Here is a 23,018-nt window from a genome sequence, read left to right on the forward strand (position 1 = left end):
GGCACGATCAGCTCCAGCGATAGCCCGCACCGTGCACGGTGTCAATGGCGTTGAAACCCGGATCACTGGCCAGAAATTTCTTGCGGATCCGCTTGATATGGGAGGTGATGGTGGCATCGTCCACCACCAGCTCGGCATCGCGCATCAGCTGATCACGGCTTTTGACGTGCCCGGGTACCCGGGCCAGGGTATGGACCATCCAGAACTCGGTCACCGTCAGGGGAATTTCCTGCCCTTGCCATTGAGCCTGCAGCCGGGCCAGATCCAGCTTCAGCGGACCATGACTGACCAGATGCTCGGCCATGCTCGGAGCCCCCAGCGATTCCAGGCGCCGGAACAGCGCCGCCATCCGGGCAGCCAGTTGATGCAGACTGGTATCCTTGCTGAGATAGTCATCCGCGCCCAGCCGGAGGCCGGAGATCACATCGAAGTCGGAATCCCTTGCCGTCAGAAAGATCAGTGGCAGCGTCGCCGAGCGCGCCCGCAAGGCCCGGCACAATTCAAATCCGCCCTCAGGCTCGTCGCCCAGGCCGATATCGATGATGACCAGCTCGGGCAGCCGGCTGTCGAAGGCCTGCATCGCTTCACGACGACTGCCATAACCGCGGGCGTCATAACCGAAGCGATTCAGGGCCTCGACATAATTGGCCCGGATCAGGGGCTCGTCTTCCACAATGGCGACCACGCGTCCCATGCTTTGAGATCCTTGCAAACAGAAGTGGGCAGGGTGGCGGCAGCGCGGGCCGGATGCAAGCCTCCATCGTCGGATGCCTGCAAATGGCCCGTTTCCGGCCAGCCGCCGGCCATCGACGACGTCCTGAACGGCGGCCATCCACCAGCCGCCGCCCAGGAACTCCTCCGCTGCCGAAAGGTCCCAGTCAAGGACTGACACCGGATCAGTGACAGCTGACCGGATGGGCTGGACGACGAAGGGTCGGGCGCCCTTCCCGTCTTTGCACGGGCGCTCCAGTCAGGCGACCGTGATGCAAGTCTCCTCGCGCGTCCATCAAGGACGTTTGCCCTGATGCAGCCGATGCCTCATCGGTCACGTCAGGGCTTTCTTTTGAGAGACTGGCGAGTGCCATCGCCACAAGTCTATGATCGGGCCATCTTTCTGCCCGGAATGCCTTCCATGTCCCGTCCCATGCATTACCTGCTCTGCGCCGGTCTGTTGCTGCTGAGCCCCGGGCTGAGCCTGGCCACCGACCATGCCTCCGCGGCCGGACCCCGGCCACCGGTCACCGACCGCTCACTGGCCGAAAGCACCTGCGTGATCGGTGAGGAATCCTTTGTGCCCGGCGATTATTACTATTGCCTGGCGGGTCAGAGCTATGGCGAAAAGAACTACGGCCAATCGCGGCGGTTCTTCACCACGGCCGCCGGCTGGGCCAGCAAGCCGGCCCAGTTCATGCTGGGGCTGATGGCCTTCAATGGCGACCAGCAAGCCGTCAATCGCCCGCTGGGGCTGGCCTGGCTGGCCTTGGCGGCGGAGCGCGGCCAGCCCCGCTTCAGCACGGCGCTGGCCGCCGCCAGGGCCAAGGCCAGCGCCGCCGACTGGGCTGCGGCCCAGGCTATTCTGGCCCAGCTGCAGCCAACCTACGGGGATGCCAAGGCCGCTCCTCGCGCCGAGGAACGCTATCGTATGGGCATGCAGAAACTTCGCCAGACCGAGGCGAACGCCGGCTCCTACTGCATGGCCGGCATGGTGCCGATGTCCCAGCTTTCCAATCGCAGCGAAGGCGCCAGCAGCGCCATGGCCAGTCACTGCCCGCCGGTGGAGCAGGTCGTCCAGGCCATCGACCACAGTGCCGGTGAACTGTTCGATGGCTGGAACGGCCATGTCGAGGTCGGTCCGCTGCAGCAGATCAAGGCCCGATCAGGCGGAAACTGATCCCGCCTGCCCTGTCGGCATGGCGGAGCGAGCCCCTTGCCGACCCTGCGTTCAGCCGATGGCCTTGCGCATGCGGCTGATCACCTCGGCATAGTCCTGCGTATTGAAAATCGCCGAACCGGCCACGAAGGTATCGGCACCGGCGGCCGCGATGGCGCCGATATTGTCGGCCGTGACACCGCCGTCCACCTCCAGCCGGATCTCGCGACCCGAGGCATCGATGCGCTGGCGAACCTCGCGGATCTTGCGCAAGGTCCCGGGAATGAATTTCTGGCCGCCAAAGCCCGGATTGACCGACATCAGCAGGATCAGGTCCAGCTTGTCCATCACGTAATCCAGATAACTCAAGGGCGTCGCCGGATTGAACACCAGACCGACCTTGCAACCCAGCTCGTGGATCAGACCGATCGTGCGGTCGATATGCTCGCTGGCCTCGGGGTGAAAGCTGATGCGGCTTGCCCCCGCCTTGGCAAAGGCAGGCACCAGTTCATCCACCGGCTTGATCATCAGATGCACGTCGATCGGCGCGGTGATGCCGTAATCACGCAGTGAAGAGAGCACCATCGGGCCGATGCTGAGATTGGGGACATAGTGGTTGTCCATCACATCGAAATGCACCCAGTCGCCGCCGGCGGCCAGTACCCGGGCGGTATCCTCGCCCAGCCGGGCAAAGTCGGCGGACAGGATCGAGGGTGCGATGACCGCAGCTTGCTTGCTCATGGGACTGGCCTCCGAAGGCTGTGGAAGAAGGTGGCGTCGGGGGCGCGGCTACTTGAAGCCGCGGGAGGACTTGATCCGCTCGTAGGCGGCATTGATTTCACTGGCCCGTGCCTCGGCCCGCCGGCGCAGGTCCGCCGGCAGATCACCGAGCCGGTCCGGGTGATGCTCGGAAATGAGTTTGCGATACGCCCGCTTGATGGCACGATCGTCCGCTGCCCGGTCCACGCCAAGCACCGCGTAGGGGTCAGGCCCCGAAGTGTTGCGTCGCGGCGGCGCGTACTGCCCGCCCGCACCGGCTCCGGGCCGACTGCCCTGACTCTGACCGGTATTCCAGACATAGCCCTTCATGGCCAGCAAGGCCATCAACTCCATCTCGCTGATCCTCAGAGCCTGGGTCAGCTGACGCAGGATATGCATCTTGCCCGCCGAGGGCGAGCCTTCGGCCAGCACCGTGTCAATGACCATGTCCATCACGGTAAAGGCATGATCACGGCGCCCTCCCACCCACTGCTGCAGGGACTGGATGGCCGGCAGCACATTGAATTCAGGCTGCTTGCCCTGGTTGAACGCGCCGATCGCCAGCCGGCGCTGCTCGGGATCCAGCCCGAAGCGCCCCATCATGCGTTCGGCGATGGCGATTTCAGCTTCGGAAACCCGCCCATCCACCTTGGCGATGGCCCCGACCAGCGTGAACAGCGGAACCACGAACCCATCCCCTGGTGGCGTCGGGCGGCGGCGCTGGCGCTGCTGACGGCTGGAATCGAAAAGCAGGCCGATCAAGGCGCCGATCACCGCGCCCTGGGGACCATGGGCCAGCAACATGCCGACCAGGGCAAAGAGCAAGGTCATTCCGTATTTCATGGTTTGTCCTTGGCCGTTGCCGGCGTCTGCTGGCTGTACCAGTGGGCCAGCTGATCCAGTTCCGCCTCGCTGATCGGCCCGATCGCGGCACGCATCAGCGGAATCGCCCTGCGCCCGTCACGGTATTCACGCAAGGCCAGCCGCAGATAATCTTCGCGCTGGCCGGCCAGATTCGGCGCACCAGCCGCCTGCCCCATGCCGGCTTCACCGTGACAGGCCGCGCACAGCCCCAGCCGCGCCGGCCTGGGTCCGGCATCATTCTGGGCCATGATCTGGGCGGACCAGAGAAAAAGTCCGACGATAAGGATCCTGGATCGCATCGCACCAACTATGGGGTCTAAAAGGGGATGATTCTAGCCTGCGCGGACACCTCATGGCGCAGCCGGCGACGCGTTCCTGTCGCCGCCTCCGGCTTCGTGCCGCCGCACGCCCCGTCATCCCGCGACGGGAGGACGACAAGCATGCGCCAGACGAAACGCGAAGCGGATGACGCCCCCGGCCTCGGAAAGGGTGCCAGCTCCCGCAGCGGGGCTGGCACCGTGCCGGCGGCGGCATGTCCATCCGGGACGGCCAAGGCCTATAATCAGCGATTGTACGCCCTGCCGGAGCCTGCTGTGCCGACCACTCTTTCCCATTCGGACCTGCCCGGACTTGATCTGCTGCACAGCGGAAAAGTTCGTGATGTCTATGCCCTGGACGCCGACCGGCTGCTGATGGTCGCCACCGACCGCCTCTCGGCTTTTGACGTGATCCTGCCCGATCCGATCCCCGGCAAGGGTGAAATGCTGACCCAGATGTCGAATTTCTGGTTCGCCAAGACGGCCCATATCCTCCCCAATCATCTGCTGGACGTGCCGCTGGACGAGGTGCTGCCCTCGACGGTGGATGCCATCCTGTACCGCCGTCGCAGCGTGGTGGCCCGTCGCCTGAAGCCGATTCCGGTGGAAGCCATCGTACGCGGTCATCTGATCGGAAGCGGCTGGAAGGACTATCAGGCCACCGGCACGCTGTGCGGTCTGCAACTGCCAGCCGGCCTGCGCCAGGCCGAACAGCTGCCGGAACCGATCTTCACGCCATCGAGCAAGGCCGCCGTCGGCGACCACGACGAGAACGTAAGCTTCGATGCCGTGGTCGCCGCGGTGGGTCCGGATCTGGCCGAACAGGTGCGGGCCGCGTCGCTGGCCATCTATGCCTGGGCCGCCCGCTACGCCGCCGAGCGCGGCATCATCATCGCCGACACCAAGTTCGAATTCGGCACCGATGCCGATGGCAAGCTCTACATCATGGACGAGATGCTGACGCCGGACTCCTCGCGATTCTGGCCACAGGACGAATACCGGGTCGGCATCAGCCCGCCAAGCTACGACAAGCAGTTCGTCCGCGACTATCTGGAAACGCTGGACTGGAACAAGACGGCTCCGGGCCCCCATGTGCCTGCCGAAATCATCGCCGGCACCTCGGCCAAATATGCCGAGGCCCTGCTGAAGCTCACCGGCATCCGGCTGGATTGAACGTGGTCTTGCCCGCCTGGCTGGCACTGGCCATCGCCATTGCCGCCGAGGTCATCGGCACCAGCTGCCTCAAGGCATGCCAGGGCTTCACCCAGCCCTGGCCCAGTCTGGGAGCGGTGCTGGCCTACGCGCTGACCTTCTATTGCCTCAGCCTTGCCCTGAAGACCATTCCGATCGGAGTGGCCTATGCCATCTGGTCAGGCGCAGGCACCATCCTGCTGGCCGTGATCGGCCTGCTGGTATTCCGGCAGAAACCCGACCTCGCCGCGCTGATCGGCATGAGTCTGATCATCGCCGGCGTACTGGTGATCCACTTGGGTTCACACTCCGAAACGTCCTGACGCTCCTGGGCTCAGACCAGGGCAGGCATCGAAAACGCGCCGCCGGCGGCCACCCGGCATCAATGATGCGGCGTCGATGGCGGGCCGGGATCATGACGGTGATGATGGTGCAGATAATCACCGGCCAACTTGATCAGAGGCGCCGCGATCAGCATGGCGCCGCTGGCGAACACGCTCTGGGTCACCAGGTAGTGGTTGTTGAAGGTGGCGCTGAGGCGCTGGGTGGACTGGGAAAGAGACTTGAACATGGCGGCATCACTTAACGTGCCGCATATGATGAACTTACGGGTTTACTAAATCCAGTGAATTGTTTGAATCGCGTTAATTGACAGCATCGATCGTTCAGCTTGGAAGCTCTGGTGTTCAGACTCGATCAGGTCACCTGGACGCAAAGCAACCATATTTGGCACCCAGTCCAGCCTTCTCCGCCTATGGCGATCCGACCCGGACCGCGAGCGCCCCGCCTTCCCCATCCCCGATCGGCCTGCCGCGCACAGTCCGGTCGCATGAAGATGCGTTGATCCGTATTTACTTCACGCTGCAATTCTGAAACATTTGAAGCGGGGCATGTGATCAACCCGGGGGGGGAGACACATGAAATCAGGGGAAACGAAGCGCCGTGTCCACGGCACTTCCAAGGGGAAAATCCATGAAGATGCAGAATCAGCGTCTGACGACAGCCGTACGCATTACCTTGTCGCTGGGCGCAATGGCCGCCAGCAGCCTTGTCCTGGCGCAGCAGGTTCCGGCCGGGAGCGAGCCGGCAGCGGCCAAGGCGCCGGCAAAACCGGCCAAGGCCCAAAAGAACGAAGCCAAGTCGATGCAGGCGGTACAGGTTACCGGATCGCTGATCAGACGTGTGGACACCGAAACGGCCAGCCCGGTAGTCAGCCTGGATGCCGGCGCGATTGCCAATACTGGCAAACCCACGCTGGGGCAGGTCTTGCAACAACTCTCCAGCGTATCCGGCAATGCCGCCAACACCTCCAACAACAGCAATGGCGGCGGCGGTGCCAGCCCGACCCTGGAAGGTGGCGATGGCGCCGCACGCATCTCCCTGCGCGGTTTGGGTACCAGCCGAACCCTGGTGCTGATCGACGGCCAGCGGATGGCCAATGCCGATCTGAACATGATCCCTGAGAACATGATCCAGCGGGTCGACGTGCTGGCCGAAGGCGCTTCCACCGTCTATGGATCCGACGCCATCGGCGGGGTCGTCAATTTCATCCTGAAAAAGGACTACAAGGGCGCCGAAATCAGTGCCAATGGCGGTGTCTCGGGCCACAATGACGGCAACCGGAGGGGCTTCAGCCTGACCGCCGGCAACAGCGGCGACAAGGGCAGCATCGTCTTTGGCCTGAACTACAACAAGTACGATCCGGTGCTGGCCAGTGCCCGCGGTTATTCCCGGCAGCAGCTTTATCTGTCCGATGGCGTGCCGACCCCTCAAGGTTCCAGCACCATTCCCACCGGGCGTATCCAGGTCGGCGCCGCACTGGCCGGTCGCTACGGATGTTCCGTCAACTCGTCCGGCGTCGGTTTGCTTACCTTGGCATCCGGCGACGGCAGCAGCCTGGATGACTACCGCTGCCGCACTTCGTCGGATGTCTACAACTACAACGCCTACAACTACATCCAGACCTCGCAGGAGCGCCTCGGCAGCTTCCTGCTGGGCAACTACAAGATCACCGACAAGCTGAGCTTCTTCGGCGACGTGTTCTACACGCATACCTCTTCCAGCGGGCAGGATGCGCCGGCACCGACCGGCGTCGGAGACGGCTGGACACTCGCTGCCGACAATCCGTCCAATCCCTTCGGTCAGACCTTCAGCTCCGGCGCCGTGGCCGGGGATGCCAATTCCGGCTACGGTCTCAATACGCGACTGACCGGTCTGGGCTCGCGCCTGCATACTTTCAGTACTGACAATCTGCAGCTGAACACCGGTTTTCGAGGAGCCTATGGCGACAGCAGCTGGACCTGGGACGCGATGGTCGACTACGGCTATTCCAACCGTACCCAGCACAATTACAACGAAGTCAATATCGACAAGTTCCAGCAAGCCATCGACAGCGGCGTGAATATCTTCGACCAGGCCAACCCTTCGGTGGCCGCGGCCTTGCGCGCAGGTCTGGATACCCCGGTCTACAAGCTGGTGCAGGATATGAAGCAGGTCCAGTTCGACAGCACCGGCGAGCTGTGGGATCTGCCGGCCGGAGCCATCCAGCTGTCAGCCGGCGCCCTGTATCGCCAGCAATCCATGGTCTACAACGTCAGTCGGGATGCCATCCTCAATACCGCGACAAGCACCTGCTCGGTCCTGCAGGAAGCCTGCGGATCGCCCGGTCGCGGCAGTTTCAATGTCAAGGAACTCTATGTCGAAAGCCTGATACCGCTGCTGTCCGAGATCCCCGGCGCCTACGCGCTGAATCTCGACATCGGCGTACGCAGCTCCCAATACAGCACGACCGGCACCACCACCAACAAGAAGATCGCCCTGGAATGGCGACCGATACCGGACCTGCTGGCGCGAGGCACGATCTCGCAGGTATTCCGCGCCCCGAACCTGGATGAGCTCTATGACGGCCAGACCATCGCCGGCCCCAATCTCAACGATCCCTGCGTCGGACTGAGCGCCAGCCAGGTCGCCGCGCACCCCAAGGCCTGTGCCGGCGTGCCGGCCGGCTGGAGCGGCAATCCCAATATCCAGGTCGGCGCCTTCTATTCCGGCTCCAAGGCGGTGGGAGGTGATCTGAAACCCGAGCATGGCAAGTCCATCGATCTGGGCCTGGTCTACGATCCCAGCTGGCTGCCCGGCATGTCGGCCTCAGTGGATTTCTGGCATATCTATCTGAGCAACCTGCTGACCGCGATCACCGCCCAGACGGTCGCCAACTCCTGTTTCAGCAACGAAAGCAGCCCCTACTGCAGCTATATCCACCGCTACGATGCCAGCAGCAAACAGGCCGGCAACATCTACTACATCAATACCCCGGTGGTGAATCTGGGCAACCTCGATACTTCAGGTATCGACTACGCAATGAACTACCGGATTCCGCATTTCAATCTGGGGGGCTTCAACCCGGGCAATTTCACCGCCTCGCTCAACGCCACCTATACCGCCAGCTACAAGAACGATGCCACTCCCGGCATGGCTGGCTCGGGCACCGTCAACTATGCCGGGACCTACACCCAGCAGTTCGGCAATATCGCCCGCTGGCGCTCCAGCCTGACCTTGAACTGGACCCGCGGCAACTGGAGCGCCCAGTGGCAGAGCCGCTACATCAACCATGCCACCAATCTCGATGCCGACTCCGTCACCGGTGCCAGTGCGCCGCTGGCCTCGATTCTGTACAACTCGATTCAACTGGGCTACGAGGTCAAACCCATCCATACCCGCTTCGATATCGGCATCGACAATCTGAGCAACAAGATACCGCCACTGGTATATCAGAACAGTGCCGACTACAACGTCGACACCTCGACCTATGACACCTTGGGCCGCTATTTCTGGGCCCGTGCCACGATGAAGTTCCTGTAAAGACCGAGGTCGGCATCACAAGACCGGGGCAGCCATGGCTTGCCCCGGTCTTTCCGTTTCATCGACGAGCAAGTGCACCATGATGGATGCTTTATCCGAAATCCGGGAACGACTGATTGCCGACATGTTCCAGGCCTACGAGGCCCGGGCCATGAGTACCGTGATCGAGCTGGGTAGCCATGCACGGCAAAAGGGTCTGGCCAGCGAGCGCTCGGAGTGGCTTCTGGCCGTGGCCCAGCAAAGTCTGGGCAGGCTGGACGAGGCCAAGACCAGTTTCCGCCAGCTGGTCTTGCGCTGGCCCGGTCGTGCCAGCCACTGGAACAACCTGGGTGTGGTGGCTCGCCAGACAGGCGATGACAGTGGCGCAGAGGAGGCTTTCATACGTGCCCTGCAACTGCTGCCCGATGACTGGGAGCTGCACTACAATCTTGGCCTGCTGTATCTGCAGCAACGGCGACTGCTGGACGCCCGCAAGCATCTGCTGCTGGCCAGCGATGCCGCACAAGGCGATATCGAAGTCCGGCTGCAGGCCGCCCATGCCTGCCACTTGAGCGGAGATACCGCCCAGCAAACCCGTCTGCTGGGCGATGCCGAAGCATGGCCGCCATTGGCCGTGGAGCCGGCCCTGCTGCTGGCCTCGATGCTGGGCGCCCAGGGCCGCCAGACGGCAGCGCTTGCCACTCTGGACAAGGCCATGCAGCAGGAGCCCGATGCTCACGGGTCGAACTGGCTTCGACTGCTGATCCAGCGCGCGGCGCTGCTCGAACGTGGCAATGCCATGACGCCGGCCCGCCATCATCTGCAGCAGATCCGCAGCATCCACGAGATGAGCATCCAGCCATTCACATCGGCACTGGAACTCGAGCTGGCCCAGCTGGAAGCCGCCATGGCCGTGCGCGACCAGGACTGGCCGGGCGCCATCCTTCATTACCGGAAGGCGGCCGGACTCGAACAGGACCCTGCCGCGCTCGCCTCGATCCGGTTCGGTCTGGCACGTGCCCTTGATCGTCTGGGGCAGACCAGGGAAGCACTGGTCGAGGCCAGGCAGGCCCACGTCGCCCAGGCGGAATTGGCTGCCGCGCTGGTACCCGACCTGCTGCAACCCGGCGCCTCTCCCTTGCTGCTGGCCCATGACCGGACCGCCAGCGAAGATTTTCGCCAATGGCGCCCCGCCCCTCCTGCCGTACAGGCCAGCCCGGTCTTCATCGTCGGCTTTCCGCGCTCGGGTACCACCTTGCTGGAACAGATGCTGGATGCCCATCCCGACTACCAGTCCATGGACGAGCAACCCTTCATCCATGAGCTGAGCGTCCGGATGACCGCCGTGGGCCAACCCTATCCCGAGGCACTGGGAGATATGACGGCGGAAGATATCCAGCAACTGCGGGCCGTCTACTGGTCGCTGGTCGGTGGTTGCGCCCGACTCGGGAGCAGGCAGCGACTGGTGGACAAGAATCCGCTGAACATGCTGGCCCTGCCTATGATCATGCGGCTGTTCCCTGATGCCCGTATCGTCCTCTGCCTGCGCCATCCGCTGGATGTCTTGCTGAGCTGCTATCTGCAGAGCTTCCGTTCACCGGCCTTCATGCTGATGTGTTCGGACATCCGGCGTCTGGCAAACGCGTACCGGCAGGCATTTGAGCAATGGCACGATCAGCTGGCGGTATTCACTCCACGGGTCATGAACTGGCGCTATGAAACCGTGATCCGCGATTTTCCGGGCCAATGCCAGGCCCTGGCCGATTTTCTGCAGATGAGCGATGCCTCGCCACTGGCCGATTTCGCCGACCATGCGCAGCGCAAAGGCTTTATCAGCACCCCGAGCTATGCCCAGGTGACGGAAGGCATCTACCAGCGCGGCATCGGTCGCTGGCAAGCTTGCCGCGAGCTGTTCGAGCCGGTGATCGAGGAACTGGCGCCGCTGATGAGACGCCTGGGCTACAGCTTCTGATCCGGCAGAGGCAGCCACACGCGCTGCCCCTGCCGGGGCAGCACGAAGTTCACGCCCAGATCATTGCCCTGCCGCAGCTCGTCCCGGATCAGACGCCGCGTATCGTGGTCCAGGCGCAGATCCGGCTTGATATGACCGATCACCACGGTCAGACCCGCCAGCGGCCGCGGACCACCGACCTCCCCCGCCAGCCGGTGCAACTCGCTCAGCAGCCAGCGAGGTGTCAGATGGCCGTAGAGATGCTGGTCATCCACGCCATCGGGATAGGAGACTTCGATCACCATGCCGGTCAGCCGCCGCTCCCGCACCAGGGGCGCCAGGGCGGCCCAAATCCGCGCCAGACACTGGCTGGCCTGCGGCTGATCGGGACCGGTGTCCCCAAAATAGGCAAAGGCAGCCGGTCCTCGGCGCAGCAACAGCATCGATGATCGCATCCGGTCATGCTGCAGCTCGAAAATCTGCCCCTGCAGCTCGCTGCCGGCCACGGCAAACGTGGTGCCGGGCAGGTGCGGCTGAAAACGGTAGCGCGCGAGTGCCGGCGGCGTACCGCGATCGGCAAAGTTCGGCCAGGCCGACCAGTTGAAGTAATGGCGGCTCAAGGCATCCAGGGTCACCGGCAGGCCATAGATCGGCTTGGCAAGGTCATCAGTGGAAGCAATCACCAGTCCGGCCACATGATCCAGATGCGGATGGCTGATAAACCACCCACTGATGCCTTCCCTGAACAGCAGGCCCTGACGGGTCCAGCCCCGGGTCGCCGGCCATGGAAAATCATCAAACGCGTGCTGTTTCAGCCCGGCGGCAATCCCGGGCAATACCGTGCCGGCATCCAGGCCCAGATAATGTCGATCGCCCGGTGCACGCAGCAGCCAGGCGCTGAGGTCGCCATCGGTCAGCCCACCGGCCACGCCCAGCGCGATCAACTCGAAGCCCTGCTTCGCTGTCGACATCGGTGCCGCCGATACCGGCAGGCACAAGGCCAGCAGCAGCGCCGGCAACCATCGACGATGACGAGGGCCTGCATGATCTGCGGCCGACTGCCTGAAAAACCTCGTCATCTCATCAGCTCCTTTCGCCAGCACGACGCAACCACAGATAATAAACCGGGACCCCCAAGGCAATGATCAGCAGGCTCATGCCTGCATCTGCCGGCGAATGCAGAGCCGTGGCCACAATCACGCCCAGCACCACGCTGACAAACAGCAGGGGCAGCCAGGGATAGCCCGGCACCCGGTATGGCGACGGTTGATCCCTGAAGTGGCGGCGGTACCAGAACAAGGTGGCGATGCCGAACGCATGAGCCAGCCATTCACCGACCGTGGTGTAATCGAGCAGCCGCTCGAAACTGCCGCTCAAGGTCAGCACGATGGCCCACAGCCCCAGTGCCAGCAAGGCGATGCGAGGCACACGGGCATGCCCGGCAAGCTGGCCGGCCGCCCTGAAGAACACGCCATCGGCACTCATCGTCTGGATCACCCGTGCGCCTCCGGCAATGGCGATATTGCAATAGCCGAAGGTCGAGCAGGCGATCCCCCAGGCTATCCAGCTGCCGCCCTGAGGTCCCAGCAGCCGGCGCAAGGTATCCGCTGCCGGCGCGGTACTGGACGCCAGACCGGCATGGCCCAGCCCGGTCAGGTAAGCCAGATTCACCAGCAGATAGCAGACCACCACCGTCCCCATGCCGATCATCAGCGCACGCGGCAAGGTCTGCTGCGGCGCTTTCACCTCGCCGGCCAGATCGTTGAGGTAATGAAAGCCGCCATAGGCGAACAGCACCGGCAGCAACGCGCCAATCAGAGCCGCCGAGCCGGCAGGATGGACAGGATCCGTCGCCAGAACCAGCCCCCAGTCGCCGCCAGCCAGAATCAAGCCAGCCACCACTACCAGACTTACCGCTGCCAGCTTCAGCACGGTGAACAGATTCTGGACCCAGGCCCCCGAGCGGATCCCGCCCAGATTGATGCCGACCAGGAAGCCAATGGCACCAATGGCTACCGGCCGCGACCAGTGATGCGGCAGCCCGGCGGCACTGCAGAAATAATCGGCAAAGGTGGTGGCCACCGCCGCTACGCTGCCAGGGTAGTTGATCAAGGCCATGGTCCAGCCGAACAGAAAGGCCGGCAACCGGCCAAAGGCCTCGCGAAGATAGATATAGGTACCTCCCACCTGCGGCCTTCTGGCCCCCAGTTCGGCGTAGCACAGTACGCCGGTCAGAGTCAGCAGGCCGCCGATCAGCCAGAGCAGCAGCTGCTCCAGTCCCGACCCTGTCAGTTTGGCTACCGAGGCGGGGGTCCGGAAAATTCCGGAGCCGATCACGCCGCCGATCACGATCATTACCGCATCCCACGTTCCGAGGCGACGCAGATACTCTGGTTGAATGGCTGATTTCATCGGCGCACCTTGCCATGGCTGATGATCGGGAACCAGTACCCGCCTTCCGGCCATCATCGCCGGCATCGAAACAATCCGCGCCTCGGGCAGCAGCTGGACAGTGCCGGATCGGATCGGCTACCGTGATGCCATGCCCTTGAGGGCCTGATGCAGCACGATCTGCAGCTGACCGGAGACCCCCGACGCAACGCCGCGCCGTGTCGCCACGCCGCTCTCCGGCCTGGATTCGATCCACTCAAGGTTCTGCATCTTCCATGGCGCGGCCCATCATGATTGAAGGATTCGCATGACTGCCACCCACCTATCCCCCCATGTCGAAGCACCTGTACGTGCCGTGATCTTCGATATGGATGGCCTGTTGCTCGACTCCGAGACCCTGGCCATGGACTCGCTGGTCTCCGCCGGCCAGGCCCTGGGCTACGACATCCCCTACAGTTTCTGCCGTCGCATGATCGGCATTCCGGCTGACGTCTGCCGGGAAATGGTGTTTTCCACCTATGGCCGGGACTTTCCACTGCAGCAGTTTTTCGAAGTGCACGAAGTGCATCTGCGGGAACTGGTGGACAGCGGCAAACTCGGACTGAAGGCCGGCGTGATCGAACTGCTGGATTATCTGGACAGGCACCGGATTCCACGCGCGATCGCCACCTCGTCCAGCCGGGTGCGGACCGACCACCATCTGGCCCTGGTCGGCTTGCTGCAGCGTTTCGACCATATCGTCACTCGTGACGACGTGAGCCGAGGCAAGCCCGACCCCGAGCCCTATCTGACCGCGGCCGCCAAGCTTGGCGTGACACCCGCCGATTGCCTGGCGCTGGAAGACTCCTACAATGGCGTACGCGCCGCGCATGCGGCGGCGATCCGGGTGATCATGGTGCCTGATCTGCTGGAGCCCATCGAGGAAATGCATGAGAAGGCCTTGCACATCGTCGACGACCTGCATCGAGTGATCGCCTTTCTGGACGAGCACATCGAGGCCTGAGCCGGATGATCAGGTTCCGGCAAGCCATCGGCCTGCCGGAACCTGCCGGCGGCCGGGCTCAATCGGCCAGCATGTCGGCCATCAGTTCGTGGATGGCGCCGGCCTGCAGCCGGCCCAGCATCAAGGCCAGCCGATCGAGCTGCAAAGGTTCAAGCGGCGGGCCGAAAATGTCTTCCTGGGCGGTGAAACGACGGGCCAGTACCTCGGGCCGGCCCTGGCATGCCACATGCAATGCCTGCAACCTGGACAGATGGGGATCCTGCGGCTTGATGCCGTAGCGCACCTCCGCATCCGGTGCCTGCCAGCTGATCCAGCAGGCAATGGCAAGCAGGGCGATATCCACCGTGCGTCCCGCCTGCACATTCTCCCGCAGCGGCGTCATGATCCGGGTCGCCAGCTTGATCGATCCATTGCGACCGATGCGGCTGACCTCGTGGCGAATCGCCGGATTGCGCAAGCGAGCCATCAACCGATCGACGTCACTGACCAGCTCCGCCGAAGACAGTTCCAGACCGATGCTCTGTTCATCAAGCATGAAGCGGCGGGCCAGCGCTCCCAGACGCTCGTCGCGCGAGGCCGCCGCGATGGTTCCATATCCGGCCACGGCGCCGGCATAGGCCAGCAGCATATGCGTACCGTTCAGCAGCCTCAGCTTGGCCAGCTCGAAAGGCTCCACCTTGCTGACGAAACGCGCGCCGGCATGATCCCAGCGCGGCCGTTCACCCTCGAAGTTCTCGATGACCCAGGCCAGAAAGGGTTCGGCCGAAATCGGTGCCAGATCACTGAGACCCAGCAGTCCGGCCGCCTCGGCGATATCGGCCGGGCGCGTGGCGGGCACGATGCGGTCAACCATGGTCGAAGGAAACTGCACATGCTCGCCGATCCATGCGGCCAGCTTGTCGTCGCGCAAGGCCGCAAAGTCGATGACGGCCTGGCGCAGGGTCTGGCCATTGCTCGAAACATTGTCGCAGCTGATGATGACCGGCGGAACACCGCCTCGACGCCGGATCAGATCAAGCCCTCTTGCCAGATTACCCACGGCACTTTTTGGACGTCTGGAAGACTCAAGATCATGGACCACATGCGGGTGATCGACATTCAGCCGATCGCTGGACGGTTCCAGCGTGTAGCCGTTGGCGGTGACCGTCAAAGTCACCAGTCGAATGGCTGGGTTGGCCATCCGTTCGGGAAGTCCCAATGGATCACCGGGAGCATGGATGATTTCGCCAAGCGAGCCGATGACCTCGCTGCGGGTACCATCCGCATCGCGCTCCATGACCGTGTAGAGCCCCCCTTGAGGGCGCAGCAGTTCGGGCGTGGTCGGTCTGTGCATGCTGGCCGATGCGATGCCCCAGCGCAGTCCCTGTGCCCCTTCCAGCTCGATGGCCCGCTGCGTCACCACGGCCTGATGGCCGCGATGGAAAGCACCGCAACCGAAATGCAATATCCCGCAAGTCAGCTCGGCGGGGTTGAACCCGGGGCGTTTGACCGTCGCGGGGATCAAGTCCAGACGGCGACGGTTCAATCGTTCAAGTGCCCCGGCAGACTTCGCTGCCATCGGGGTTCGGATGTCCTTCATCAGATAGACGCCTCCTGTAGGTAAACCATGCCGGCGCAATGAAACGGATCGCAAGACTCGGATCGCGTGCCATCCCTGTGCAGCCGGACATTGAAGTTGCCCACCGCCTCAGGTCGTGACCGGCCGACAACACACATGGAAACCTTGAAAACGCGCGTGTTGCGGGCCAGCCTCCAATCATGCGGCAGACCTCACTCAAGGACGGCAAACAATGCCGTCCTGCGATCAAGCATACCCTATGGCGCAAAATTCCGTCGGTTCCTCCCGAAGCCGCATCACCGAACGCAGCGGACACCGCCCCCCTCTGCCGCAGCACACGCGTGACTGTCGCCCGGGCCGTGGTGCGTGCCCGGTAACCGGACAGGCTAGCTGCAAGCAGTCATCCGCCATCAGCCTGAGCTCTCTTTCGAGGGCGTTCCGTCCTCGAAAGAGCCGCCCTGCCATCCCCTGGGTCGGTGCTCGTACTACACTGTCCGTCACCGCCTCAATCCACGTTGCTGTCAACCCAGAAACCATGATGCGCAAGGTGCTACACATCGATATGGACGCTTTTTACGCGTCGGTGGAGCAACGCGACAATCCATCGCTTCGCGGCAGACCCGTCGTGGTTGCCTGGAAGGGGCCTCGCTCGGTGGTCTGTGCGGCCAGCTATGAGGCGCGGCGCTTCGGTATCCACTCGGCCATGCCCGCGATGCGGGCCGAACGACTGTGCCCGACGGCGGTTTTCGTGCCACCGGACTTCGCCCGCTACAAGCGGGTTTCCGGCCAGGTACAGGAAATCTTCAACCGGCATACCGATCTGGTGGAGCCGCTGTCTCTGGATGAGGCCTATCTGGATGTGACAACCAATACGCTGGCCCTGCCCTCGGCCACTCAGGTGGCCCGGATGATCCGTGCCGCCATCCATGAGGAAACCGGTCTCACCGCCTCTGCCGGGGTGGCACCCAACAAGTTCCTGGCCAAGATCGCTTCCGACTGGAACAAGCCTGATGGCTTGTATGTGATCCGTCCTTCTCGGGTCTTGGAATTTCTGTCCGGACTGCCGGTAGGCAAGTTGCCGGGCGTGGGCAAGGTAATGGAATCACGACTGCGGGACCTGGGCATCCAGCGCGTCGATCAGTTGCGGGAACGGACCGTCGATCAGCTCGAGCGAAGCTTCGGCCGCTGGGGGCTGCGCCTGCATCAGCTGTCGATGGGCATTGATGAATCGGCCGTCATGCCCCACCGGGTCCGCAAACAGATCTCCACCGAAGACACCTTTCCTGATGACCGGCGGCTGGACCAGCTGGATACTCCCGTCCGGCAACTGGCTGAACGGGCCTGGAGCACTGCCGTCAGGCAAGCCATGTCCCACCCGCACACCATCGTGCTGAAACTGAAGACCCATGACTTCATCAATCTGAGCCGCAGCCAGACCCTGCCTTCGCCACCACGCTCGGCAGCCGACATCATCGAAGTGGCGAAGATGCTGATGAACCGTGTCACTCTGCCCGCCGACACACGATATCGGCTGGTAGGCATCGGGCTGACAGGCTTCAAATCGCCACACCCCGATATGCGGCAAGGCGATCTGTTCGCGACAGTATCTAGCGCAGAGCTCATAACGGCAGGGGTTCCGCCTACCTGAGCCTCGCCCCGCACGCTCCCCGGGCCACCATATCTGCTGGCCGGTATCCGCGGACTTCAGGTACCATGAGATTTTAGCCTGTGCCACGATCGTTCCTCGTGGCTACCTGGAGCAATGGTAAACGACACATCCTTGCTGACGCCTGTCATGGGCGACCCGGCGACCATCGCCGCTCCCATGTATCGTCTGCTGACAGTACGTGGAGCCGGTCTTGTCGAACATTCCAGACGTACAGGCCGTCTCGCGCGTCTGCTGGGACAGCACCACGAGATGACAGCTGACCAGCTTGCCGAACTGCAGCTGGCCGGCGAAATGCATGACGTGGGCAAGATCGACATCCCCGATTCCATCCTGCTGAAACCGGCTCGTCTGGATGCCGATGAATGGCAGCAGATGCAAGCCCACTCCGCCATGGGTGAGCATCGTCTGGTCGCCATGGGCATGGATCCCGCCAGCCCGATCGTCCACGCTGTCAGGCATCACCATGAAGCCTATGACGGCAGTGGCTATCCCGACGGACTGGCCGGCGAAAACATCCCTCTCTATGCCCGCATCATCAGCATCGCCGACAGCTATGACGCCATCGCCAGCGCACGCTCGTATCATCGGGCGCGCAGCCATGCTGAAATCCTCGACATCATGAGACGCCAGCAGCACCACTATGATCCGGTATTGCTGAAAAAATTCTTCGGCCTGATGCACTTCAGGACTCCGGACAACATCGCCGCCAGCGCTGCCGACACCTCGGATCAGCCAAACTGACCAGACGGGCTCCCATGCCCTTCGATCCACCCTGTCGCAGGCCTTGATGCCTGGTCTGTAGGGTGGCGACTCCAGACAAATCCGGCCATCCCTGAATAGAAACGCCACGGAAGTCCGTGGCGTTCATGACAGCGGATCAGACCCGGAAGCCGTCCGGGCCCGTGGTCACTTCCGCCTGGGGATATACAGGTCGGTGATGGTACCCTCATAGACCTCGGCCGCCATGCCCACCGACTCGCCCAGGGTCGGATGCGGATGTACGGTCAAGGCGATATCCGCTGCCTCGGCCCCCATCTCGATCGCCAGTGCCAGCTCGCTGATCAGATCTCCGGCATGCGGGCCGACAATGCCGGCACCGACGACGCGATGAGTCGTCTCGTCGAACAACAGCTTGGTAAAGCCTTCGGTACGGTCGATGCCGATGGCACGGCCGCTGGCTGCCCATGGGAACTTGCCGACACCGATTTTCAGCCCCTTTTCGGCCGCTTCCCGTTCGGTGACGCCGACCCAGGCGATCTCGGGATTGGTAAAGGCCACCGATGGAATCACCCGTGCGTCGAAGTGGCTCTTCTGTCCCGCCGCCACCTGGGCAGCGACATGCGCCTCGTGGGTCGCCTTGTGGGCCAGCATCGGCTGGCCGACGATATCGCCGATGGCGAAGATATGCGGCACATTGGTGCGCTGCTGGGTATCGACCTCGATGAAACCGCGATCACTTACGGCTACGCCGGCCTGTTCGGCACCGATCAGCTTGCCGTTGGGACTTCGTCCCACCGCCACCAGCACCCGGTCATAGACCGTCTCGGCCGGAAGGCTGTCGCCTTCGAAAACCACCTCGATGCCATCCTTGCCGGCCTTGGCCTCGACCACCCTGGTTTTCAGGTGAATGCCCTTCAGTTGCTTCTTGAGGCGCTGCTGCAAGGGTTTGATCAGATCGGCATCGGCCGCGGGAATCAGCTGCGGGGCAAATTCCACCACGGTCACCTCACTGCCCAGGGCACTGTAGACCGTCGCCATTTCCAGACCGATGATGCCGCCGCCAACGACCAGCAGCTTGCCCGGAACGTCCTTCAGTTCCAGCGCACCGGTGGAATCGATGATGCGCGGATCGTCCCAGGGAAAGGCCGGCAGTTTCACCGACTGGCTGCCGGCGGCGATGATGGCCTGCTCGAAACGAATCAGCTTGCGGCCATCCTTGCCCTCGACCTCAAGCTCGTGCGGCGAGACGAACTGGCCGACGCCGGTGACCGTCCGCACTTTGCGGGCCTTGGCCATGCCCGCCAGGCCTCCGGTCAGCTTTTTGACCACGGCCGACTTGAAGCCGCGCAGCTTGTCCAGATCAATCTGCGGCGCGCCGAAGCTGACCCCATGGGCCGCCATCGCCGCGGCTTCGTCAATGACCTCGGCCGCATGCAGCAGAGCCTTGGAGGGAATGCAGCCCACATTCAGACAGACCCCGCCCAAGCTGTCATAGCGCTCGACCAGGATGGTGTCCAGGCCCAGGTCGGCTGCGCGGAAAGCCGCGCTGTAGCCACCCGGTCCGGACCCGAGTACCAGCAGGGCACACTCCAGGTCAGGCTGACGACCGGAGCTCGACCCCGCCGTCGGGGCAGCCGGCCGGGGCTGAGCCGGGGCAGGCGTCGATGGCGCGGATTTCTCCACAGGCGGAGTCACGGCGGCCTCGACAACCTCCAGCACGGCGATCACGCTGCCCGCATTGACGTTGTCACCGACTTTCACGCTCAGCGACTTGATCACTCCGGCAGCGCTGGAAGGGATTTCCATCGTCGCCTTGTCCGACTCCAGCGTGATCAGGCCCTGGTCCTTGGCCACGGTATCACCTGCAGCGACCAGTACCTCGATGACCGGCACATCATGATTGCCCCCGATATCGGGGACTTTGACTTCGATTGACTGACTCATCCGTCGTTCTCCTTTACAGCAGCAAGCGGCGGATGTCGCCCAGCTGGGCCGCCAGGAAGGCAGTGAAACGCGCCGCGGCGGCACCGTCGACCACTCGATGGTCATAGGACAGCGACAGCGGCAACATCAGTCTCGGCGCGAAATCCTTGCCGTTCCAGACCGGTTTCGTCTGCGCTTTGGAAACCCCGAGGATCGCCACTTCCGGTGCATTGACGATAGGCGTGAAGCCTGTGCCGCCGATACCGCCCAACGAGCTGATCGAGAAGCAGCCGCCACTCATCTCGGCTGCGCCCAGCTTCTTGTCGCGAGCTTTGCGGGAAATCTCGCCCAGCTCCGCGGCCAGCGTCAGCAGGCCCTTCTGGTCCGCATCGCGGATCACGGGCACCACCAGACCATCCGGGGTATCCACGGCAATGCCGATATGGAAGTACTTTTTCAGTATCAGCTTCTCGCCACTGGCATCCAGCGAGGCATTGAAAGTCGGGAAAGCCTTGAGGGCCGCAACCACGGCCTTGATCTGGAAGACCAGCGGGGTCACCTTCAGATCCTTGTTCTCGGCCCCGAGCTGCTTGCGGAAAGCTTCCAGCTCGGTGATGTCGGCTTCGTCATGCTGGGTGACATGCGGGATCATTGCCCAGTTGCGAGCCAGATTGGCGCCAGAGATTTTCTTGATCCGCGACAGCGGCTGTTCCTCGACTTCGCCGAATTTGGCAAAGTCGACCTTGGGCCAAGGCAGCAGGTTCAAACCGTTGCCTTGGCCACCCGCGCCTGCTTCGGTCGGGCGGGCACCGGCGGCCAAGGCATGCTTGACCCAGGCCGCGACATCTTCTCGCTGGATCCGGCCACCACGACCGCTGCCCTTGACTTGGTGGATCTCGACACCCAGTTCGCGGGCGAAGGCGCGCACGGCCGGGCTGGCATAAGGGGCATCACCGGGCATCACGATGCGGGCATCGAAGGGCGGTCGAGGACCGGCCTGAACCGGCGCCGCTGCAGCGACGGCCTTGCTGGCGGCTGCTTCGGCCGGTGCAGGCGCGGAGGCGGACACCGCCGCAGGCTCCGCAACGGCAGCGGCAGTGCGCGCCTGCGGCGCAGCTTCACCGGCCGCCTCCACCAGCGCCAGCAGGCTGCCCGGCGAGACCGTATCACCGATCTTGACCTTGAGCTCCTTGACTACGCCATCGAAGGGCGCAGGCACTTCCATGGTGGCCTTGTCCGATTCCAGGGTCACCAGACCCTGGTCCTTGCGGACTGAAGCACCGACCGCCACCAGCAACTCGATCACCGGCACGTTGTCGCTGCCGATGTCCGGCACCACCACTTCGCGGGCAGCGGCCGCTGCCGGACTTGAGGTGACCGGCGCAGACGCTTCGGCGTTCTTGCCGGTCGTCTTGCCATCGTTCTCGGCCTTGCCGGAGTCGGCGGCCGTCTCGATCAGGGCGATCACGCTGCCCTGGGAGACTTCGTCACCGACCTTCAACTTGACCTCCTTGACCACGCCGGCGAACGGTGCAGGCAACTCCATGGTGGCCTTGTCCGATTCCAGGGTCACCAGACCCTGATCCACCGCAACGGTATCCCCCGGCTTGACCAGCACCTCGATCACCGGAACCTGTTCATGACCTATATCGGGAACAAGGGCTTGTTTGACGTCAACCATGTGAGCTCCTACTTGGGCGCGGTCAGTGCCGCAATTCTTGTCGTCGCTGTCAGCGGGCTATCATATGCGATCAATGCGGGACCTGCCCGTCCAAAGTCATCACATCACATCACCACTTGCATCGCCGGCGGTGCAAGTGGTGATCATGCGACATAACCTTGCCCACCCGCTCCGCAAACGATGTGACAAGCATGGAGCAGGCATGGCTGCACGAACTCGCCGACGTGTCCCTCCGGCAAAGACGGGGCCACAGCGCCTCCCGCAAGCAAGCTGCAACCGCCGCGCCTCATCGGCCGAGAAACCGCCTGACCGACGACAGGCCCTGGATGCGCTCAAGCTTCGAAGTGGAGATCGACGCGATACCGACCTCCGGCTCCTCTATCAAGGACGCACTGCGCCAGCTTTCGCCATTTGCCAGTCGGACTCAGGGCTTGGCTTCAGGCGCAGGGTTGTTGACTACAGTGATCTGCTGCTGCGGACCCGGCATCGAAATACCGACCTCGTCGAAACGCTCCTTGATCGCCTTCAGCAAATCGTATTGGGCCACGTAGAAATCGTTGCCGTTGGTAAAGGCGCGGATCTGCAGATTGACAGCGTAATCGCCCAGCTGGTTCACCCAGACCACATGGGCCGGGGTCTTCATCAGGCGCTCATCGGCATCCATCAGCGCCTTCACCTCGGCAATGGCCTGATCGATGCTGCACTCGTAACCGATGCCGACATTCAGCTCGAAGCGCAGCCGTCCCAGCTGGCTGAAATTGAGAATGGCGTCGCCGCCGACCTTGGCATTGGGAATCACCACCATGGTTCCGTCGGATTTCTGGACCTGGGTATGCATCAGATTGATGCCCTGGACCGTGCCGTTGATACCGCCCACCGTGACCGAGTCGCCGATCTTGAACGGCCGGAACACGATCAGCAGCACGCCCGAAGCCAGGTTGCTCAGAGAGCCCTGCAGCGACAGACCGACGGCCAGACCTGCCGTGCCCAGGGCCGCCACCAGCGGTGCGGAAGGCACACCCAGCTGTTGCAGCACCATCACCAGCACGAAGGCGATCAGCACACCATAGGTCAGATTGCGCAGAAAGCCGGTCAGGGTGGGATCGACATGCGCACGGCCCAGAGCACGTTGCAGCACATTGGCCAGCCGGGCCGCCAGCCAGGCTCCGAGCACCAGCAATACCACGGCCCCCAGCACCTTCATGCCAAGACCGATGTAGTCGACCGAATCCAGCTTGTGCAGTTCGGCCGGGGTAATAAGATTGAGCAGCATGCGCTTGC

Annotated in this window: 19 protein-coding genes; 8 read left to right on the forward strand and 11 right to left on the reverse strand. The window is 63.1% G+C overall.

All coding sequences use genetic code 11. The features are described from left to right. Positions 1 to 7 precede the first annotated feature (7 nt). The gene (gene pdsR / locus FRAAU_RS13205) at positions 8 to 694 is read right to left on the reverse strand and encodes a proteobacterial dedicated sortase system response regulator (protein ID WP_014404014.1); all 687 of its coding nucleotides are present in this window, start codon (positions 692 to 694) and stop codon (positions 8 to 10) included. A gap of 438 nt (positions 695 to 1,132) precedes the next feature. On the opposite strand from pdsR, the gene FRAAU_RS16650 reads away from it, so the two are divergent. After that, positions 1,133 to 1,891: a hypothetical protein gene (locus FRAAU_RS16650; RefSeq protein ID WP_014404015.1), complete on the forward strand. Its 759-nt coding sequence runs from the start codon at positions 1,133 to 1,135 to the stop codon at positions 1,889 to 1,891. A 51-nt stretch (positions 1,892 to 1,942) separates the two neighbouring features. Here FRAAU_RS16650 and rpe read toward each other — a convergent pair whose 3' ends face one another. The 3 genes from rpe to FRAAU_RS13225 are packed head-to-tail and all read right to left on the reverse strand — an operon-like array spanning position 1,943 to position 3,741. Continuing rightward, a complete protein-coding gene (gene rpe, locus FRAAU_RS13215) occupies positions 1,943 to 2,611 on the reverse strand; it encodes a ribulose-phosphate 3-epimerase (RefSeq protein WP_014404016.1) in 669 nt (222 codons plus the stop codon). Between the two features lie 48 nt (positions 2,612 to 2,659). After that, positions 2,660 to 3,472, reverse strand: a complete 813-nt coding sequence (gene djlA / locus FRAAU_RS13220; RefSeq protein ID WP_014404017.1) for a co-chaperone DjlA — start codon at positions 3,470 to 3,472, stop codon at positions 2,660 to 2,662. Then, complete coding sequence (locus FRAAU_RS13225; RefSeq protein ID WP_014404018.1) at positions 3,469 to 3,741, reverse strand: c-type cytochrome; 273 nt, start codon at positions 3,739 to 3,741, stop codon at positions 3,469 to 3,471. The genes djlA and FRAAU_RS13225 overlap by 4 nt, the downstream gene beginning before the upstream one ends. Positions 3,742 to 4,086: 345 nt before the next feature. Here FRAAU_RS13225 and FRAAU_RS13230 point away from each other — a divergent pair, with 345 nt between their 5' ends. Both FRAAU_RS13230 and FRAAU_RS13235 read left to right on the forward strand, forming a co-directional pair. Then, positions 4,087 to 4,983, forward strand: coding sequence for a phosphoribosylaminoimidazolesuccinocarboxamide synthase (locus FRAAU_RS13230; RefSeq protein ID WP_041271155.1), 897 nt, complete (start codon positions 4,087 to 4,089; stop codon positions 4,981 to 4,983). Between the two features lie 8 nt (positions 4,984 to 4,991). Then, positions 4,992 to 5,324 (forward strand): DMT family transporter, encoded by a 333-nt coding sequence (locus tag FRAAU_RS13235; protein WP_156803529.1) that lies wholly within the window; start codon positions 4,992 to 4,994, stop codon positions 5,322 to 5,324. 59 nt (positions 5,325 to 5,383) lie between these two features. On the opposite strand, the gene FRAAU_RS13240 is transcribed toward FRAAU_RS13235, so the two are convergent. Further along, positions 5,384 to 5,572 carry a hypothetical protein gene (locus tag FRAAU_RS13240; protein ID WP_014404021.1) on the reverse strand — a complete coding sequence of 63 codons (189 nt, stop codon included), beginning with the start codon at positions 5,570 to 5,572 and terminating at the stop codon, positions 5,384 to 5,386. Positions 5,573 to 5,973: 401 nt separating this feature from the next. Here FRAAU_RS13240 and FRAAU_RS13245 point away from each other — a divergent pair, with 401 nt between their 5' ends. Both FRAAU_RS13245 and FRAAU_RS13250 read left to right on the forward strand, forming a co-directional pair. Further along, on the forward strand, positions 5,974 to 8,862 hold the full coding sequence (locus tag FRAAU_RS13245; protein WP_014404022.1) for a TonB-dependent receptor plug domain-containing protein: 2,889 nt from the start codon (positions 5,974 to 5,976) through the stop codon (positions 8,860 to 8,862). 79 nt (positions 8,863 to 8,941) lie between these two features. Beyond that, positions 8,942 to 10,813: a tetratricopeptide repeat-containing sulfotransferase family protein gene (locus tag FRAAU_RS13250; RefSeq protein ID WP_014404023.1), complete on the forward strand. Its 1,872-nt coding sequence runs from the start codon at positions 8,942 to 8,944 to the stop codon at positions 10,811 to 10,813. Here FRAAU_RS13250 and FRAAU_RS13255 read toward each other — a convergent pair. After that, a complete protein-coding gene (locus FRAAU_RS13255; protein WP_014404024.1) occupies positions 10,801 to 11,871 on the reverse strand; it encodes an MBL fold metallo-hydrolase in 1,071 nt (356 codons plus the stop codon). The two genes, FRAAU_RS13250 and FRAAU_RS13255, sit on opposite strands and share 13 nt — an antisense overlap. Positions 11,872 to 11,875: 4 nt before the next feature. After that, a complete protein-coding gene (locus FRAAU_RS13260) occupies positions 11,876 to 13,204 on the reverse strand; it encodes an APC family permease (protein ID WP_014404025.1) in 1,329 nt (442 codons plus the stop codon). Positions 13,205 to 13,490: 286 nt separating this feature from the next. Between FRAAU_RS13260 and FRAAU_RS13265 the strand changes: the two genes are divergently transcribed. After that, positions 13,491 to 14,186 (forward strand): HAD family hydrolase, encoded by a 696-nt coding sequence (locus tag FRAAU_RS13265; RefSeq protein ID WP_014404026.1) that lies wholly within the window; start codon positions 13,491 to 13,493, stop codon positions 14,184 to 14,186. A gap of 58 nt (positions 14,187 to 14,244) precedes the next feature. Here the strand turns inward: FRAAU_RS13265 and FRAAU_RS13270 are convergent, their stop codons facing one another. After that, positions 14,245 to 15,765, reverse strand: a complete 1,521-nt coding sequence (locus FRAAU_RS13270) for a mannitol dehydrogenase family protein (protein WP_014404027.1) — start codon at positions 15,763 to 15,765, stop codon at positions 14,245 to 14,247. 514 nt (positions 15,766 to 16,279) lie between these two features. Between FRAAU_RS13270 and dinB the strand changes: the two genes are divergently transcribed. Then, positions 16,280 to 17,392 (forward strand): DNA polymerase IV, encoded by a 1,113-nt coding sequence (dinB, locus tag FRAAU_RS13275; RefSeq protein WP_014404028.1) that lies wholly within the window; start codon positions 16,280 to 16,282, stop codon positions 17,390 to 17,392. Positions 17,393 to 17,506: 114 nt separating this feature from the next. After that, positions 17,507 to 18,154 (forward strand): HD-GYP domain-containing protein, encoded by a 648-nt coding sequence (locus FRAAU_RS13280; RefSeq protein ID WP_014404029.1) that lies wholly within the window; start codon positions 17,507 to 17,509, stop codon positions 18,152 to 18,154. Positions 18,155 to 18,319: 165 nt separating this feature from the next. Here the strand turns inward: FRAAU_RS13280 and lpdA are convergent, their stop codons facing one another. The 3 genes from lpdA to FRAAU_RS13295 all read right to left on the reverse strand — a co-directional run bounded on the left by lpdA (position 18,320) and on the right by FRAAU_RS13295 (position 23,010). After that, positions 18,320 to 20,077, reverse strand: coding sequence for a dihydrolipoyl dehydrogenase (gene lpdA / locus FRAAU_RS13285; RefSeq protein ID WP_014404030.1), 1,758 nt, complete (start codon positions 20,075 to 20,077; stop codon positions 18,320 to 18,322). Between the two features lie 13 nt (positions 20,078 to 20,090). After that, on the reverse strand, positions 20,091 to 21,737 hold the full coding sequence (aceF, locus tag FRAAU_RS13290; protein WP_014404031.1) for a dihydrolipoyllysine-residue acetyltransferase: 1,647 nt from the start codon (positions 21,735 to 21,737) through the stop codon (positions 20,091 to 20,093). Between the two features lie 424 nt (positions 21,738 to 22,161). Beyond that, positions 22,162 to 23,010 (reverse strand): mechanosensitive ion channel family protein, encoded by an 849-nt coding sequence (locus tag FRAAU_RS13295; protein WP_014404032.1) that lies wholly within the window; start codon positions 23,008 to 23,010, stop codon positions 22,162 to 22,164. Positions 23,011 to 23,018 lie beyond the last annotated feature (8 nt).

This window comes from Frateuria aurantia DSM 6220 (genome assembly GCF_000242255.2).
Lineage (GTDB): Bacteria > Pseudomonadota > Gammaproteobacteria > Xanthomonadales > Rhodanobacteraceae > Frateuria > Frateuria aurantia.

Excerpts from the sequence above, each read along its gene's own strand:
- pdsR (WP_014404014.1), bottom strand. The coding sequence starts at position 694 with ATGGGACGCGTGGTCGCCATTGTGGAAGACGAGCCCCTGATCCGGGCC.
- FRAAU_RS16650 (WP_014404015.1), top strand. The coding sequence starts at position 1,133 with ATGTCCCGTCCCATGCATTACCTGCTCTGCGCCGGTCTGTTGCTGCTG.
- rpe (WP_014404016.1), bottom strand. The coding sequence starts at position 2,611 with ATGAGCAAGCAAGCTGCGGTCATCGCACCCTCGATCCTGTCCGCCGAC.
- djlA (WP_014404017.1), bottom strand. The coding sequence starts at position 3,472 with ATGAAATACGGAATGACCTTGCTCTTTGCCCTGGTCGGCATGTTGCTG.
- FRAAU_RS13225 (WP_014404018.1), bottom strand. The coding sequence starts at position 3,741 with ATGGCCCAGAATGATGCCGGACCCAGGCCGGCGCGGCTGGGGCTGTGC.
- FRAAU_RS13240 (WP_014404021.1), bottom strand. The coding sequence starts at position 5,572 with ATGTTCAAGTCTCTTTCCCAGTCCACCCAGCGCCTCAGCGCCACCTTC.
- FRAAU_RS13245 (WP_014404022.1), top strand. The coding sequence starts at position 5,974 with ATGAAGATGCAGAATCAGCGTCTGACGACAGCCGTACGCATTACCTTG.
- FRAAU_RS13250 (WP_014404023.1), top strand. The coding sequence starts at position 8,942 with ATGATGGATGCTTTATCCGAAATCCGGGAACGACTGATTGCCGACATG.
- FRAAU_RS13255 (WP_014404024.1), bottom strand. The coding sequence starts at position 11,871 with ATGACGAGGTTTTTCAGGCAGTCGGCCGCAGATCATGCAGGCCCTCGT.
- FRAAU_RS13260 (WP_014404025.1), bottom strand. The coding sequence starts at position 13,204 with ATGAAATCAGCCATTCAACCAGAGTATCTGCGTCGCCTCGGAACGTGG.
- FRAAU_RS13265 (WP_014404026.1), top strand. The coding sequence starts at position 13,491 with ATGACTGCCACCCACCTATCCCCCCATGTCGAAGCACCTGTACGTGCC.
- FRAAU_RS13270 (WP_014404027.1), bottom strand. The coding sequence starts at position 15,765 with ATGAAGGACATCCGAACCCCGATGGCAGCGAAGTCTGCCGGGGCACTT.
- dinB (WP_014404028.1), top strand. The coding sequence starts at position 16,280 with ATGATGCGCAAGGTGCTACACATCGATATGGACGCTTTTTACGCGTCG.
- FRAAU_RS13280 (WP_014404029.1), top strand. The coding sequence starts at position 17,507 with ATGGTAAACGACACATCCTTGCTGACGCCTGTCATGGGCGACCCGGCG.
- lpdA (WP_014404030.1), bottom strand. The coding sequence starts at position 20,077 with ATGAGTCAGTCAATCGAAGTCAAAGTCCCCGATATCGGGGGCAATCAT.
- aceF (WP_014404031.1), bottom strand. The coding sequence starts at position 21,737 with ATGGTTGACGTCAAACAAGCCCTTGTTCCCGATATAGGTCATGAACAG.
- FRAAU_RS13295 (WP_014404032.1), bottom strand. The coding sequence starts at position 23,010 with ATGCTGCTCAATCTTATTACCCCGGCCGAACTGCACAAGCTGGATTCG.